The 15,025-nt window shown below is 60.6% G+C and carries 10 protein-coding genes and 1 pseudogene; 1 reads left to right on the forward strand and 10 read right to left on the reverse strand.

What is annotated here, in order from left to right; genetic code table 11:
• Positions 1 to 12: 12 nt before the first annotated feature.
• Both HAV18_RS03255 and HAV18_RS03260 read right to left on the reverse strand, forming a co-directional pair.
• On the reverse strand, positions 13 to 1,812 hold the full coding sequence (locus tag HAV18_RS03255) for a methyl-accepting chemotaxis protein (RefSeq protein WP_166952690.1): 1,800 nt from the start codon (positions 1,810 to 1,812) through the stop codon (positions 13 to 15).
• A gap of 353 nt (positions 1,813 to 2,165) precedes the next feature.
• Entirely contained in the window at positions 2,166 to 2,420 is a 255-nt protein-coding gene (locus tag HAV18_RS03260; RefSeq protein ID WP_166954118.1) for a DUF3562 domain-containing protein, read from the reverse strand.
• Between the two features lie 555 nt (positions 2,421 to 2,975).
• Here HAV18_RS03260 and HAV18_RS03265 point away from each other — a divergent pair.
• Complete coding sequence (locus HAV18_RS03265) at positions 2,976 to 3,410, forward strand: hypothetical protein (RefSeq protein ID WP_166952693.1); 435 nt, start codon at positions 2,976 to 2,978, stop codon at positions 3,408 to 3,410.
• Positions 3,411 to 3,950: 540 nt separating this feature from the next.
• On the opposite strand, the gene HAV18_RS03270 is transcribed toward HAV18_RS03265, so the two are convergent.
• The 8 genes and pseudogenes from HAV18_RS03270 to HAV18_RS03305 all read right to left on the reverse strand — a co-directional run bounded on the left by HAV18_RS03270 (position 3,951) and on the right by HAV18_RS03305 (position 14,233).
• Complete coding sequence (locus HAV18_RS03270) at positions 3,951 to 4,886, reverse strand: universal stress protein (protein ID WP_166952696.1); 936 nt, start codon at positions 4,884 to 4,886, stop codon at positions 3,951 to 3,953.
• Positions 4,887 to 5,095: 209 nt separating this feature from the next.
• A complete protein-coding gene (locus tag HAV18_RS03275; RefSeq protein ID WP_166952699.1) occupies positions 5,096 to 6,478 on the reverse strand; it encodes an amino acid permease in 1,383 nt (460 codons plus the stop codon).
• Between the two features lie 441 nt (positions 6,479 to 6,919).
• Positions 6,920 to 7,114 (reverse strand): annotated as a pseudogene (locus HAV18_RS03280) (cytochrome P460); the annotation flags it as partial.
• 5 nt (positions 7,115 to 7,119) lie between these two features.
• A complete protein-coding gene (locus tag HAV18_RS03285; RefSeq protein ID WP_208101665.1) occupies positions 7,120 to 8,163 on the reverse strand; it encodes an invasin/intimin cell-adhesion domain protein in 1,044 nt (347 codons plus the stop codon).
• 76 nt (positions 8,164 to 8,239) lie between these two features.
• Complete coding sequence (locus HAV18_RS03290; RefSeq protein ID WP_166952702.1) at positions 8,240 to 10,372, reverse strand: hypothetical protein; 2,133 nt, start codon at positions 10,370 to 10,372, stop codon at positions 8,240 to 8,242.
• Positions 10,373 to 10,894: 522 nt separating this feature from the next.
• A complete protein-coding gene (locus HAV18_RS03295) occupies positions 10,895 to 11,068 on the reverse strand; it encodes a hypothetical protein (protein ID WP_166952705.1) in 174 nt (57 codons plus the stop codon).
• A 71-nt stretch (positions 11,069 to 11,139) separates the two neighbouring features.
• A complete protein-coding gene (locus HAV18_RS03300; RefSeq protein ID WP_208101667.1) occupies positions 11,140 to 13,173 on the reverse strand; it encodes an invasin/intimin cell-adhesion domain protein in 2,034 nt (677 codons plus the stop codon).
• A gap of 61 nt (positions 13,174 to 13,234) precedes the next feature.
• Positions 13,235 to 14,233 carry an omega toxin-like domain protein gene (locus HAV18_RS03305; protein ID WP_166952708.1) on the reverse strand — a complete coding sequence of 333 codons (999 nt, stop codon included), beginning with the start codon at positions 14,231 to 14,233 and terminating at the stop codon, positions 13,235 to 13,237.
• Positions 14,234 to 15,025 lie beyond the last annotated feature (792 nt).

The following is a 15,025-nucleotide window of genomic DNA, read 5'->3' on the forward strand; positions in this document are numbered from 1 at the left end:
CGGCGCACCGCATTACGCGACCTTGAACCGCCCGACCGTGGTCGCCAGCGCGTTCGCCTGCGACTGCAGCGCGGTCGCGGCGGCGGTCGACTGTTCGACGAGCGCCGCGTTCTGCTGCACCATTTCGTCGAGCTGCGTGACCGCGCGATTCACTTCCTGGATACCGCGCGTCTGCTCGTTCGCCGCGTGCGTGATCTCGGAGATGATCGTCGTCACGTTCGACACGTTGGAGACGATTTCGCGCATCGTATCGCCGGCCTGACGCACTTGCCCGGACCCGGCCGACACGCTCGCGACCGTCGATTCGACCAGCACCTTCACTTCGCGCGCGGCCTGCGCGCTGCGTTGCGCGAGGCTGCGCACTTCCTGTGCGACGACCGCGAAGCCGCGCCCCTGCTCGCCGGCACGCGCCGCTTCGACGGCCGCGTTCAGCGCGAGGATGTTGGTCTGGAACGCGATCCCGTCGATCACGCCGATGATGTCGCCGATCCGGCCCGATGCTTCCTCGATCTTCTCCATCGTCGCGACCACGTCCGACACGACCACGCCACCGTGCGATGCGATCCGCGACGCGGCCGCCGCGCGTTCGTCGGCCTGGCCGGCGGCCGACGCCGACTGGCCGACGGTCGCGGTGATCTCTTCCATCGACGCGGCCGTTTCCTCGAGGCTCGCCGCCGCCGATTCGGTGCGCGACGACAGGTCCTGGTTGCCCGCCGCGATCTCGTTCGCGGCCGTGCGCACCGATTCGCTCGCATCGCGGATCTCGCGCATCACGTCGTTCAGCTTGTCGACGAAGCTGTTGAACGAGCGTGCGATGTCGGCCACTTCGTCACGGCCGTCGGCCGGCAGCCGCTGCGTCAGGTCGCCGGCGCCCGAGCCGATCGCGGCCATGGCCTGGCGCACTTGCGACAGGCGGCGGAACGAGGTCGCGGTGATCGCGCCGATGATCAGCGACGCGACGCCGACGATCACGAGCAGCGTGATCAGCGAAGCGGTCAGCAGCGAGCGCATCCCGGCCGTCGCCTCGTTCTTGTCGAGCAGCACCAGTGCGTACCAGTCGGTGCCCGGCACGGGGCGCGCGCGCACCAGCTTCGCGTCGCCCCCCACGCTCACCTCGACGGGCGCGGTCGCGGCCGCGATCGTCGCGCCGTTCGTTGCGCCGAGTTCGGGCGACACGTCGGCGACCTGCTTCAGCGTGAGCTTCGGGTCCGGGTGCGCGACTACATGGCCGTTGCTGTCGATCAACATCCCGAAGCTGGCGGGCGTCGGGTGGATCGACTTCACGTTCGCGATCACGGTGTCCATCGCGACGTCCGCGGCGACGACCCCCTTCAGCGCGCCGTCGCGCAGGATCGGCACCGCGAACGTGACGACGAGGTTGCCCGTGCCGGCATCGACGTAAGGCGGCGTGACGACCGGCTTGCCGGCCTGCGCGGCCTGCTTGTACCACGGGCGGCCGGTCGGATCGTAGTCGGGCGGAATGCCGGTCGGGTCGGAGAAGTGGAACGCCTTGTCGGCGTAGCCCGCGTAGACGTTCGTGAAACCGCCGGCCGTGGCCATCTGCTTGAACACCGGCAGCGGATCGGGCGTCAGCGCGGCATCCTGCAGCGACGCGATCATCCGGCTCCGGGTGGCGACCCAGTCGGCGATCCCGACCACGTGTCCGCTTGCGACGGAGGTCAGGTTGCGGTCGATCGCGTCGTCGTTGTACGAGCGCGCGATGAAGTAATTGATGAGCGTGGTGGCGACGAGCGCGAATACGACGATGGCGACGCACGCGGCGAGGATGCGGGCGCGGATGGACGAGAACATGGCAACGACTCGGTAAGGGAGCGCGAACGCCCGGTGGACGAATTCACCGGGTAAACGGCAATCGCGCCAGTTACTTGAGGCCGCTGTGACAATTCAGTGAAACGTATGACGAAACGCAACGCCGGTTGTCAGTGGATTGTCAGGATGGCCGCGCCGTCCGGCGACACGCGCGCACGTCGCCCGGAGGCGACAACGGCGCGAAGCCGGTACCCGGGATCTGCGGCACGGGGATCAAAAAGGGAGAGAAACAAGCCGGTTCGCTGTCGACGCATGCATGGATGTCGATCAGGATCCGGCCGTGGCCCGGCGACGGATCGCGTCGCGTCCGAGGCGTCAGCCGCGGCGCGCGCCCGTCACAGGCGATGGCTCGGACGCGGATCGGCTTCCGCGGGCGACACGTCGGCCCGCGTGTCGTGGTCGAGATCGTCCTGCTGGCGCATCCGTTCGCGCAGGTGCCGGATCGCGAACACGTGGATGTAGTCGTGCACCCGCGCGTCGGACGACAAAGCGCGCACCTCGTCGTCGAGCATCGCACGCAACTGATCCGAACCGATCGCGCGCTGTTTGGCGGCTTCCTTGAGTGAATCGAGCAAATTGTCCTTGGACATCGACGGACTCCTGACGGTCGAGGAACGAAAAGAAGAAGGTACCGGAAGCTTAAAGACGGAACGGTCGCGCGGCGTGCGATGCGCCGGCGCGTGTTTGCGCGCGATCAACGGCACGTTGCGTGCCGCCGTGCCGATCCGTCCCCGAACCGGCCGCGCATGATCCGCGGCGCAAACTGCCCGCGAACGAGACTGGAAGCCCTGCCACGCCACCCCGGGGCGCGGCACCGGCTGGCGGGCGAACGATGGAACGCTGCTCGACGCCGATGCAGTGGCGAACTTAGACCGGCCGAAAACATGCGTCAAGCGACGTCCGCCACGTGCTGCCCATTCGTCGGAACGAACGGGCCGGATCGTCGCCGGGACGGCCGATCGGTCGCCCTGCGTGTCAGCGGATTCCGATACGTGCCGCGCAATACCTGACAGCGACTTCAGCGCGCGCTGCTTGGCAGCGCACTGGCGCAACACGATACTGGTGACATGGACGAAAGGTTCATACGGGTCATCGCTCAGCCGGCCGTCGAGCCGGCATGCGGGGCCTGGCGCAGGAGACCAACCATGGGACATCGCAACTTACCGGGCCGGGACGGCCAACGGCGCGCGGCGGGCAACGCACGCGCCCTGCCCGCCCAGGCCGCGTCGGGCGGCAACCGTCCGTCCGACGATATCGACACCTTGCTTGCGCTCGCTCGCGAAGCCGGGTTGCTCGTCACGCTCGACGGGCAGATCGGCCGCGAAAAGTACCAGAGCGTCGCGGGCTCGGTTCTCGCGCTGCAACGGTTCGCCGCGGCACTGTGCGCGCGGGCCGCGCCCGACGCGCCGGCCGTTGCCGAGCCGCGCCGCAAGGCGCGCCCCGGCTGGCCGCATGCCAACCGCCTGCGCAACCGCACGTGCAGCGTGTGCGCGCCGCTGCATGTCGCGCGCCAGCGCCCGCGGGTGCGGCGCGGCGCGGGCCGGCGACACGACTTGCGGTCGATGCTTCGTATCGGCTGAGCGGGCCGGCAGCCGGCACGGCACGGGGCCGTGCAACGGCTGCACATCGCGTAACGTCGGCAGCGCCTGCCACGCGCCGTGCCTGTACGACAACGGCGCGCCTGCCGCGACCATCACCGATCCGCATCGACGCAACCGTGCACCATCACGCATTGCGACGCGCCGTTCCACACGGCCGCCATGACAACGATTCCTGCGGGGAATGCCATCCAGACGGGGCCAACTACAACACGAACGCGGAAAGCGGACGGGGTGACTTGCACCCCGCCCGTCCTCCAAGGCAGCCGTCGGCTGCCTACCCTCGTGCCAGAGAGTTCTCGGTCGGATGACGCGCCGTGCATCGCACGTCGCGGCTCCGGAAAATGATGTGACGCCGGTGAACGTACCGTCGCTCGCTGCCTTCGACGCTCGCGCGGTTGCGCGGTACATGCACGACAGACCGGCTGCGTGGCCGGATGTTCCGTCAATGTCTCACGCGATATGCGCGCCGTTTCTGATGCAGATCAACCCAGGCAGGCTTCGATCTCGACAGCGCGCGATTTACTCGGTACCGCGCACGAGCAGCACGGGCACCTGCGCGAGATGCGCAACGCGGCGCGCGACGCTGCCGATCAGCCAGGCCGCAATGCCGCGCCGGCCGTGCGTGCCGACCACCAGCAGTTCGGCACGCCAGTGCACGGCATCGCGCATCAGCGCGTGGGCCACGTCGTCGCTGGTCGGGCGGGTTTCGACGACACTGCGCTTGGTCGGGTTCCCGGTCGCATGGAACAGCGGGCCGATCTTCGCGAGTGCATCCTCGCCTTCCGCGCGATAGGCATCCTCGAGCGCGCGCACCGGCACGATATCCGTCAGACGAACCGCGCGATCGATCACGTATGCCGCGTACAGCAGCGTCGTCGGCGTTGCGAAGCCGAGCCCGACGCGCACCGCGTGCAGCGACGGCTCGCTGCCGTCGACCGCGAACATCAGCCGCTGCAGGCCGCCGTCCGACGGCAGCGCATAGGCGGCCGGCACGATCAGCAGCGCGCAGCGCGCGCGCGTCGTCAGCGTGTCCGACATCGCGCCTTCGACGAGGCGCAGCAGCCCGTGATGCGGATTCGCGCCGACCACCAGCACGTCCGCGCGCCATGCCGACGTATCGCTCACCAGCGCATCGGCCACCGAGCCGCCCGTCACCGACGTATCGACGATGGCCTGCTCGACCTCGATGCCGCTATCGGCGAACAGCGCCGCGATCCGCTCATTGACGGCTTGCGCTTCGCGCATCATGTCCTCGCGCGCGGACGTCAGCAGCGCGTCGATGCGCGGGATGTCGGGCAAGACTAGGCGCGGGTTGTCGATGGCGCAGACGATGCGCAATCGCATGCCGGGACGCAGCAGCGTGCGTGCATAGCGTGCGGCGGACAGCGATTCGGGCGTCGGATCGACGGCCAGCGCGATCCGCGCAAGTGTCGGGATGGGCTGGGCAGGCTGCATGGCGAAGGTCTCCGTGCGTGCGGGTCGTCGTGGAACGACGACGGGGGCTTCGCGCGGAAGCGGCGCGCGGCGGTCGGACAGCCGCTGCGGCCGCGAGGATCGGCGGGGTGCCACGCGAAGCGCGGACAATCGATGCGTTCAGCATAGGACGTCCGGCCCGCGCGCGCATGATCGCGATCAAGGGTCGCGCGGGCCCCTGCCCGTGCCGCTTACGATTTCGTCGGCACCGATGCCGCCGGACGGTTCGCGTAGAACAGCGCATACGCGATGCCGAGCAGCACGATCCATACCGGCCCGATCACGAGCGCGACGCGCGTGTCGGGCGTGAACGCCATCAGCACGACGACCAGCACCAGAAAACCGAGTGCGACGAACGAACCGAGCGGATAGAACGGCACGCGGATCGGCAGGCGCGCGATCTTGTCGGCCGACAGCGTGCGGCGAAAGCGCATCTGTGCAATCAGGATCACGCACCACGTCCAGATCGCGCCGAACGTCGACACCGACGTGAGCCACGTGAACACGTGCTGCGGCGCGAGATAGTTGAGCAGCACGCCGATCAGCAGCAGCGCGACCGACAGGATCACGCCGTACACCGGCACGCCGTTGCGGTTGACCTTGCCGAGCTTGCTCGGCGCCTGGCCCTGCTGCGCGAGGTTGTAGAGCATCCGCGCGGTGCTGAACAGGCCGCTGTTGCACGACGACAGCGCCGCGGTGAGCACGACGAAGTTGATGATGCCGGCGGCAGCCGGGATGCCGAGCCGCGAGAACGTCATGACGAACGGGCTGCCCTGCGTGCCGATCTGGTCCCACGGGTAGAGCGACATGATCACGAACAGCGCGCCGATGTAGAAAATCAGCACGCGCCAGAACACCGAGTTCACGGCCTTCGTCAGCGACTTCTCCGGGTTGCGCGCCTCGCCGGCCGTGAGGCCGAGCATCTCGACGCCGAGATACGCGAACATCACGATCGGCAGCGCGGCGATCACGCCGTTGATGCCGTTCGGCATGAAACCGCCGTGCGCCCACAGGTTCGAGAGGCCGATCGCGACACCGCCGTTGCCGATGCCGAACGCGATCATCAGCCCGCCGCCGATGATCATCAGCACGATCGTGACGATCTTGATCAACGCGAACCAGAACTCGAATTCACCGTACAGCTTGACCGCGATGAAGTTCACCGAGCCCATTGCCATGAGCGCGGCGAGCGCCCAGATCCAGTTCGGCACGCCGGGGAACCACATGTGCATGTAGACGCCGACCGCCGTGATTTCAGCCATGCAGGTGACGATCCACACGAACCAGTAAGTCCAGCCGGTCAGGTAGCCTGCCAGGGGCCCGAGGTAGTCGCGTGCGTAGCGGCTGAACGCGCCGGCGACCGGATTGGCGATCGCCATTTCGCCCAGTGCGCGCATGATCAGGAAAATGGCGATGCCGCCCAGCAGGTAGGTCAGCAGGATGGCCGGGCCGGCGACGCGGATCGCGGTGGCCGAGCCGAGGAACAGGCCGACGCCGATCGTCGCACCGAGCGCCATCAGGTTGATGTGCCGCTCTTCCAGCCCGCGGTGCAACTGGTCTTCTGGTTGTTTCAAGTCCGTCTCCTGGCAGCCGCGAACGGGCCGCCGTCATTGTCGATATCAATGCGCGGCCGTTCATGCCGATCCCGGCATGCCGAAAACGAAATAATCTCCGCCGTCGTTTTCCGATTTGGAAACGACATGGATACTGCGTCAATCCGATGGGAATCGCCGCGGATTAACCGTATTTTCCGGAACAATCCGGAATACGGATCGGGCCTTTCACGGAATACGCCCGTGTGGCCCGTGTGACGCGGCTGAGCGCGTGACGGACGACAACGGGATCAATCGCTTTCGGCGCGAACGAACGCGCGTCGAATGTGCGCGATCTTGCGCACGCAATATGCAGGCGGGATTATATGGAGGATCAGCGGTTTCACGCCAGTCGATTTTCGTGGAAATCGCGGTGGATGAAACTGGCGGCGGAATTCGAATGCGTGCGGATCTCGCACGGATTTATCTGGACAGCATCGCGCGCACCGTATATTCGCCTTCAATCGCACCATGTTCCGGCCGCACAAAATCCCGCGACGCATCGAGACCCGCCGGCAGCGGCTCGACCGGGAAGCCGTGCTTCTCCCATGCGTCGAGATCGCCCTTCAGGGCCCGGATGTTATGAATCATCTTCTTGCACTGCATCTTCGCGACGATGCTGCTCATGAGGAAGCAACCTTGCTGTCCGCTGGTGTTTCGAAATTCTGGTACACCTTGAGGTCGTACGTGTGCCTGATCAGCTTATCGACCCACACCGACAAATAGCCGTCTTTGGTGGTCGTCGCCCGGAGGCCCGGCAATGGAACGGAACCGCTGCGAGTGGTCGGGTAAGGCCCGAGCGGTTGAGGGGTGAAATTGGAACCGGCTGCCACCGCATAGACACTGATGTACGGCCATCCTGTTCCATGTGCATCGATTAACGAAACCCCGAGACAGGACGAAGGACCTGGTTCCAGATATATCCGTATCGGGTTCCCTTTCGAGCTATGAAAACGGAATTGACTTTCCTCCGGCGCGAGCGCCAGATCGAACGTCGCTTCCTTGCCATTTGCCGTGGCAACAATGGTGAAGAGGCCGGACTGCTCACCCACGACGACCTGCATCGCTGGCGTCAACCCGTTGACGTCCGTGATCACCGGCGACGGCGGCTGCACCGTACACCCCGTTGTTCCGTTGACTTGGAAGCTGATTCGCGCATTCGAGACCGATTTCGAATTCACGTCGAGCGCCTTCACGACGAGCGGACTCGGAAACGCCTTGCTATTCAGGAAGGCCGCTTGCTGATCGCCTTCGACCATGACGAGTTTATCGACATCGTGCGTATTGTCGGGCAACCGCGCCCCGACCTCGAGCGTAAAGACGGCTGGCGAGTTCTCGGCCTGAGCCTGGCGCGCCTCGATCTTGAAGCATCCATTTGCCGTCCCTGCCTTGACGAGCACCGACGCGAGGCCTGTCGTCGTCGTTATGACGGTCGTTGACGTCGACCAGGTTCCCGATTCCGTCGACCATACACCGGGAATACCTTGGTCTTGTGCGTTGTCGACGGCGAACACAATCGGCTGATTGGCCACCGATGCCCCACTGCCCTCGGAATCGATGAGGACTGCGGTGAGCGGCAGTAATGCAACCTGGCTTGTCTCGACTCCCTGGCATGCTGAGTCGGACGTCGCAGAAATCGAATACGGAAGGCTATCCTTGTCGCGCATGACATGCCTCGAATTGCAACAGGTCAGGCTGGCAGGGCACGCCGTGCCCTGTTCGCCGGTTTGATTCCGAGCATGCTCATGCGTCGAAGTCGGGGGTAACGTTATACATTTGCACCGCCGCACTAAGCGAAGTCTCCAACACAACGGCCTGCAAGTAGACTTTCCCAGTCGCAACAAAACACAACGCGTAGCCTCCCGCTGCGTGATAGTCCAAAATGACAGAGCCGTCGGCACCCGTATTGACGCCAGGGATGATCTGGTCCTCGGGCAAAGGATGTCCCGTGACGCTATGGACGAAATACGATGGAGGTTCGTCGGCCCCTTCAGGAGGGAGAATTGAGATCTGGACTGCTTCGCCGGGACATGGGGCGTCTTCGGCGCCGAGCACCTTTACCCACAGGCCGTCGCCACTGAACGGCGGGTGCGGATCATATGTCGGTGCCCATTGGATATGGGTAGGAACAGGGGTGACCTGCCAATCGAATTCTGCCGGTCGGATTCCGGGCCACAGATTATTATCTGGATAAGCGTGCACGACAACGGGTCCAGCCGTGTCGAGCGCATATAGGGTGGCACTCGCTTTTCCGCTCGAATTCGTATGGACCGTCGTGCTTTTATCTCCCGGGGCATAACTAGCCTCCTTGAACGAGGCCGAGCCGCTTTGAATCTGAAAAATGACAGGAATCGGTGCCCCGTCGGCACCTGAAACGTGGGCATCGAGCGTCTTCGGAAACTGCTTGTTCACGCGGGCAAATACGTTTTCCGGATCCTCCGGCGTGATGCCGTCGACATTCGGTTTGCTGCCAATTTGCCCCCAAAAGAATGCCATAGGAAGATTCGGTTGCCCGCGCGTGTATCCTTTAATCTGAAAGCTGTCGCCTGTCTGCGCGGCCGTGGACGCATAGATCGTCGGAACGAGTGCGACGCCTGCCGGATTTCCGTTCCCCGGACCCGTGATGATCGTCGCGGTCTGCACGGAACTGCTGTCCGAGAAACTCACGTCCGTACCGGTAATCTGCACCTCGATCTGCCTGTCACTCAACAATGCAACGGTGTCTTGCCGTGTGACCTTCACGCTGATCTGATGATCAAAGGCGTGGCCTTTAGCCACATAGCCCGTCGTTGGCGAGCCACTGTAATCGACGTCCTTGCCCTCCAACGGATCGATCGAGTCCGGCGGCACGAAGTCGAAAACCCGAGCATTCGCCTGGTCCGACACCCAGAAATCATCGATCGGATGAGTGATGTTGCCACGGTATAGGATGCTGTTCGGTGCAAACGAATTTGGCCTGCCCGGATACTTTTCGCCAACGAACTCCCCTTCGTAGAACTCGCAGACCGATTGCCCCGTTAGATTCAACGGGTTCTGCTCGGACGATGTGATCGAGTTCGCGATTGCCACCCAAACGAAGCCGCTGTTGTCGACGGCAAGGCTTCTGGGATCCGAGCTCATACCAAGTAACTCAATCCGTTCCGTCGTCGCACCCGGCAGGGTAACGTCGTCAATCTTCCATAGCGCTTCATAACCGTAGGCCACGGTCGTGAACCACAGTCGTTTGCCATCGGAAGCGAACTGCAATGCGAACGGATCCGCGCCGTCACTGTTCAAGGAGTATTTATTGATTCCTTGCCCCGATTGTCCAAGCTTTGCGAGATCGAACGAGAAGATCGCGCTTTCGGCATATCCGGTAGCCCAGATCTTGCCTCGCGCCATCGCCAGCATCGAAATCCCCGATCCGAACACCACCTGCTTTTGCGAAACCGGCGCGGGAGGCGCCAGCGTGACATCGATCGCGTACATGTTGCCGGTAGCCTCGTCGGCGACCCATATCAGTCGATTCGAGGCATCCCATAGCAACCCACGCGGACTCGCGTGGCTACCGAGATCGATCGACGTCGCCGTCGACGCGCCCGGCTGAAAATATGCGACAGCATGGTCATCCATGCTCGTGACCCAAACCCTCTCCACAACACCGCCCTGCTGCTGCAACGCGACGTGGGACAGTCGCACGCCTTCGTCGGTGAACGCCGCATGCACCGCTGTCCTCTGCGGGTTGACCGACCCTGTTTTGCCCACCTGATAGACATACTGTGGCTGCCCGGGCCTGGAAACAGCAGCATCCGCGACCCAAACATTGCCATCGTCGGCAATGGCCATCGCCCCCGACGTCGCACCGGCGGGCAGTGAATAAGGCGTAAACTCAGACATACGGAACCTCGATCAGTAAGGTAATAACGAATACCTGAAAGCCTGCGGCGTCAGGCAACGGTTTAACAACAACAGGCTGCCGGTCTTGCTTTTCACGCGGCCTGACTTTACGAAGACAGGCCTTGCCACTCTCCAGGCACGCCGACGTCGACGCCGCTCGGCTTCCCGATATGCACTCCATTTGCAATACCCGCGATCGCATGCGCCTACATACAGCCGCCCGGACAAATATCGAATCCACCTGTGTCGGTGGCGTAACGGGTTCCATTTAGGTTGCTATCGAATACGATGACATTAACGATCGTTGACTTGCCCGCGATCATCTCGCTGACCGCTTCACGTAGAAGTTCACGTAAGCCCCTTATCTCTAGCGAGCATGTCGTACCGAGTTTCAAGCCGGGGTGCGCGTGGGCGAATTTGCCACGCCGCGGGCATCGGCATCTCGCCTACGAGCACGAAGTCGCGCCAACTGCGCATGACGCTCGGCAAGCTGTCCGAACGGTTGAACATGAACGCTGACGTTCACGGAAACCTGCTTGCCGAGTTCAAGCGACATACTGCCGTTAATGCCGCCGCTCCGATCGTTTCACCGCTTTGCGTGACGAGCTTGCCTTCATTTTTGGCGTCATCCTCTTTGCTCACACCGGCAATTGACTCATTGGTCAATAACGACCTTGCTGTCGTGATATCGATCATGGCGACAGCAACAAGGGGACAATCTCGCGCAGCTCAGTTCGCTCATCCCCCATGCCGACCGGACAATGCGGCTATTTCGGACCGATCTTCAACGTCAGAGACGGGCTCTCGTCATACTGATCCATACTTGCGATGATCTTGAACGTTCCCGGGGTCCCGCCTAGCCGGATCGCTGGAACCTGCGCGTATCCGTCGATAATGTCCGAGTCGCTACTGAGCTTAGGTGGATTCCCGGAGCAAAAAGTCGTCCCCGTGCTGCCGGTGTCGTCGATCGTCAAATTCAGTCGACCGGAAATCATCGGCACGTTGTTATCGAAATTGACCCACACGTAGACACCAATCTTTCCTTCTTTAAGGATCGTTCCCGCAGCATTCGTCAAATCGGGCGGTGCGTTGTCGAAGGCAATGGAACCGGGGTATTGCGGGTCAATCACCTCGACCGTGATGGTCGACGATGCAGTATTGCTTGCGTCGGAGATAACGACATCGAAGCTTCCGGATGCATCGGTCACGCTCAACGGCGGCACGGTGACGCCCCCGGTCTCCGGATTCGAGACGCTTGTTGTCTGGTGCGTCCCCGAGACAAGAAACGATGCGTCGACAGAATCCGGTTTTGTGTTGATAGTGAAATTGATGTGTTGCGCGGTAGCAGGATTGCCAGCCGAGTCGAGTGCCGTGACCGACCAGTGGCCGATCACGTCCGTGTTGCGGATTGCCTTGACGCTCTTCTCTAGCGGATCGAAATGGTCAACGCCCTTGATGCCCACCTGCACAGACGCCTTACACTTCGGATAACCGTCCAGATACGCGACGATTTGATACGTCCCCGCCGTTGCGCCGGCCCTTAGCGGAGGTGTGGTGAGCGTCCCGCGCGTCTCGTCGTCATCGCTGGTCGTACCCTGCCATTCAATGACATGTTGGTCGTCAACCTCGAAGTACAGATCGTTCTGGTTATCGACCAGCTCGTCGTTCTGACGAATTTCGACATGAATCAGCTTGTTCGAAACACCCTGGATACCATTGCCGTCATTTTGGATCTGGTCTTCGAAAATGATGGAATTTTCATACCGTGACAACGGGGCCATCGAAATTACGTTCGGCGGAGGCGGACTATTCACAACAAGCGTTTCACCATCGGGCGGGAAGTCCGCGTGCACGGCGCCGATCAACGTCGCAGCGACATCATCTGCGACGAGCACGTCCAGCGTCACGTTACCCGGCGTTTGCCCGGCAACCAACTCGCCGCCGGGAATAGTGGCGACGCCATTGTCATTGGCTGTCGCGGGGTAACGCGTTGCCCCACCCTTGAACAGCGTACCTGTGCCACCATCATCCTTGATCTGAAAGACGACCTGTGATTTTGGCAGGATTGTACCCGGGGCGCCTAGATTCTCGTTGCCCTCCAGTATCAGAACATCGATCTCCGGAAACGGATCGTTCGGCGCGGCGGTGATGTCGCTGAGTGAGGAAGGCGCCTTCAGCGTCGCATAAGCGGCGTACGTGTAGTTCATCTGCGGGTATGCGATGACACTACTGCAATCCTGGTGTACCGAGTCGACTTGACCTGATCCAGGCCCAAAACTCAGGTCGTAAGAACCGGGTTCCGAGAACTGCGAGTTAAATGTCCGCGGAGCCCAAGCAACTCCATTACAGAAGTCTACGTACTTTTGCGATTGGTTCGGGCCGAAAGTCACGGAGAACTGATTTGTACCTGTTAAACAGTTATAAGTTTTATTTTTATACGGGTTCCGAATACTGTAGAACGTAAGCGTGACCTCCCCTCCTCGCTCGAGCGAGATGCTCTGCTTGAGTACACCATTTCCGTTACCAGCATCATTATCGCCAGCAAGAACAACGACATTGTAAGAACCTGCGGGTATTTCGTTGCGATACGGTTGCATCAACGGGTCCAGGACGTTCTCGATTCGCAGGCCGCCTGCGAAACGCTCCCAGTTATCCGGTGGCACATAGCCCTTCTGTTCGTTAGTGTCGTTTAGCACATAGTTGTCGTTTTTCTTATCATTGAGAAACTGATTCATATCCGAGTTGCTCACGGAGAACAGAGTGTTCACCACCAGCTGCTTCGATCCGATAGGAGCCGTCATGACATAGATCCTTTTAATGTAATCCTTGCTATTGCATGCTCATTTTGAGTAGGCAACCCTCTCACTGACTGCACGTTGTCGCCTGGTCCTGATCGCTATATGAAAAAATATTCATATGGATGGCCGTGAAATCGAGTTTTACGATTGGCACAAACCTTCCCGTAGTCTTGCAAAAATCCTTCTGGACTGCCTTCGCGTTCTCCAACGCCGATTGGAGGGTAGTGTTATGATCATCTCCATTTTGCGTAGTGTAGAAGAACGCCTCGATTGGCAATTGGTCGGGAATTCCGTCCGGCCAGGTTTCGATCAAAAGCTCGGTCCACAAACTTTTTCCATCAGCTTTATATTGATACGCGGCCTGTAGTGCCTGATAGAACGCCACCGGGTCTTCAGTGCTAAACGAGCAGTTATAACTCAAAGCATCATTATTTTTCTTCATCGAGATCCACTCGCCTGAGGTCTTGATGCCGAGTGGCTCACATGAACTCACATCGCCGGTGTATGGTGGCTTAGAGTCTCCAGGCGGCTTTTTCATGCATCCATAACTCAAATATGTACCATCGTCGGTCGCTGCATCATTTGGATAGATGCAGCGATACGACAGATCAGGATACGTTCCGACGTCGAAATTGGCATTATTCTTGAAAATGAATCCGTGATCATGATAAACCTTGAGCGTCCCCGTATCTCCCCGAACATAGGAAAACGAGACGGATCCCATTAATAGTGCCGTCGGACTTGGATCCCATTCGTGGTAATTGCCGTTTGCCGCAGCAGTGGCCCGAATAGTGATTCCGGAACAGTAGTAGGCTGGCTTTCCGTCCGGACACTGATTGACCATGTACTGATATCTGGAATTCAGACCATTGGCGATATCCTGTCCACTCTGAAGTGCAGCATTTTGGCCGGCATCCTTTGCGACCGCCGCGGATATCCCGACCAGCGCGAAAACAGTCCAAATTGCCAACCGCAGCGTATTTCCGGGACGAGACTCGTGCAACGTCAGCCCGCACACGACCGAAAGGGCTTTACGGATGTAAATCAGTGAGGAAAAGTTCATACAAGGTCCGCCCGGTGATGAGCGCGACAAAAAAATATCGCACGCATCAAAAATACGATCCCTCACACGAACAGTCCATTACACTCGATTACGCGAAATAAATACATCCCGCGCTGCCATGGGCAGGAGCAGAGCAAATTTCGCAATAAACTCCCGTATAGTTCAATAATCGTGAATTTCCCACGCAACATGCGGGGCGCGATCGGGAAGCTGTTCTCACGTGTCGGCCGCCCTGTTTTTCCAATTGCTCGCCACACTCAGGGCGCCTTGCCGATGGATCACCAGGAAATCGTCTTCGAATCATTTGGACGTCCGTCACGGCCATGTCCGATGACATTGCAAAGGCATGATCCATTCCCCCGCCTGGTCCGCGCACGGCAATGGCTTCTTGAGGTGATGTCTCGTAAGAAATTGCGGTTTCTATTGAACAAATTCCTGTTTTTTTGAGGGGAATTCAATGCATGGCCATAATGGAAGCAATAGAGGCCCACAAGAAGCTTGCTGGTTATAAGTGATTCAATCTGTGGTTAGGGAGAGAATCCTTTCTGGCGCGACCTGCCTCATCAAAAGAATGAATTCAATCGTCGAATGGCGATAATTACTCGTGATCCGTGGTTATTGACTTCTTTTTCTTAAATTTCTGATTTTGTGCGTGGCAGTGAGGTTTGCGCACATATTTTCTTCGATCGAGTTAATCTTGAGGTTTCCATGTCAGGTGGTCGAGGTGACAAGACCGTGCCGCGCGCTGTGCCCTGAACACTGAAATCGAAACTCGAAAACTGTCAGAAAACA

This window comes from Burkholderia sp. D-99 (assembly GCF_011605345.1).
GTDB lineage: Bacteria > Pseudomonadota > Gammaproteobacteria > Burkholderiales > Burkholderiaceae > Burkholderia.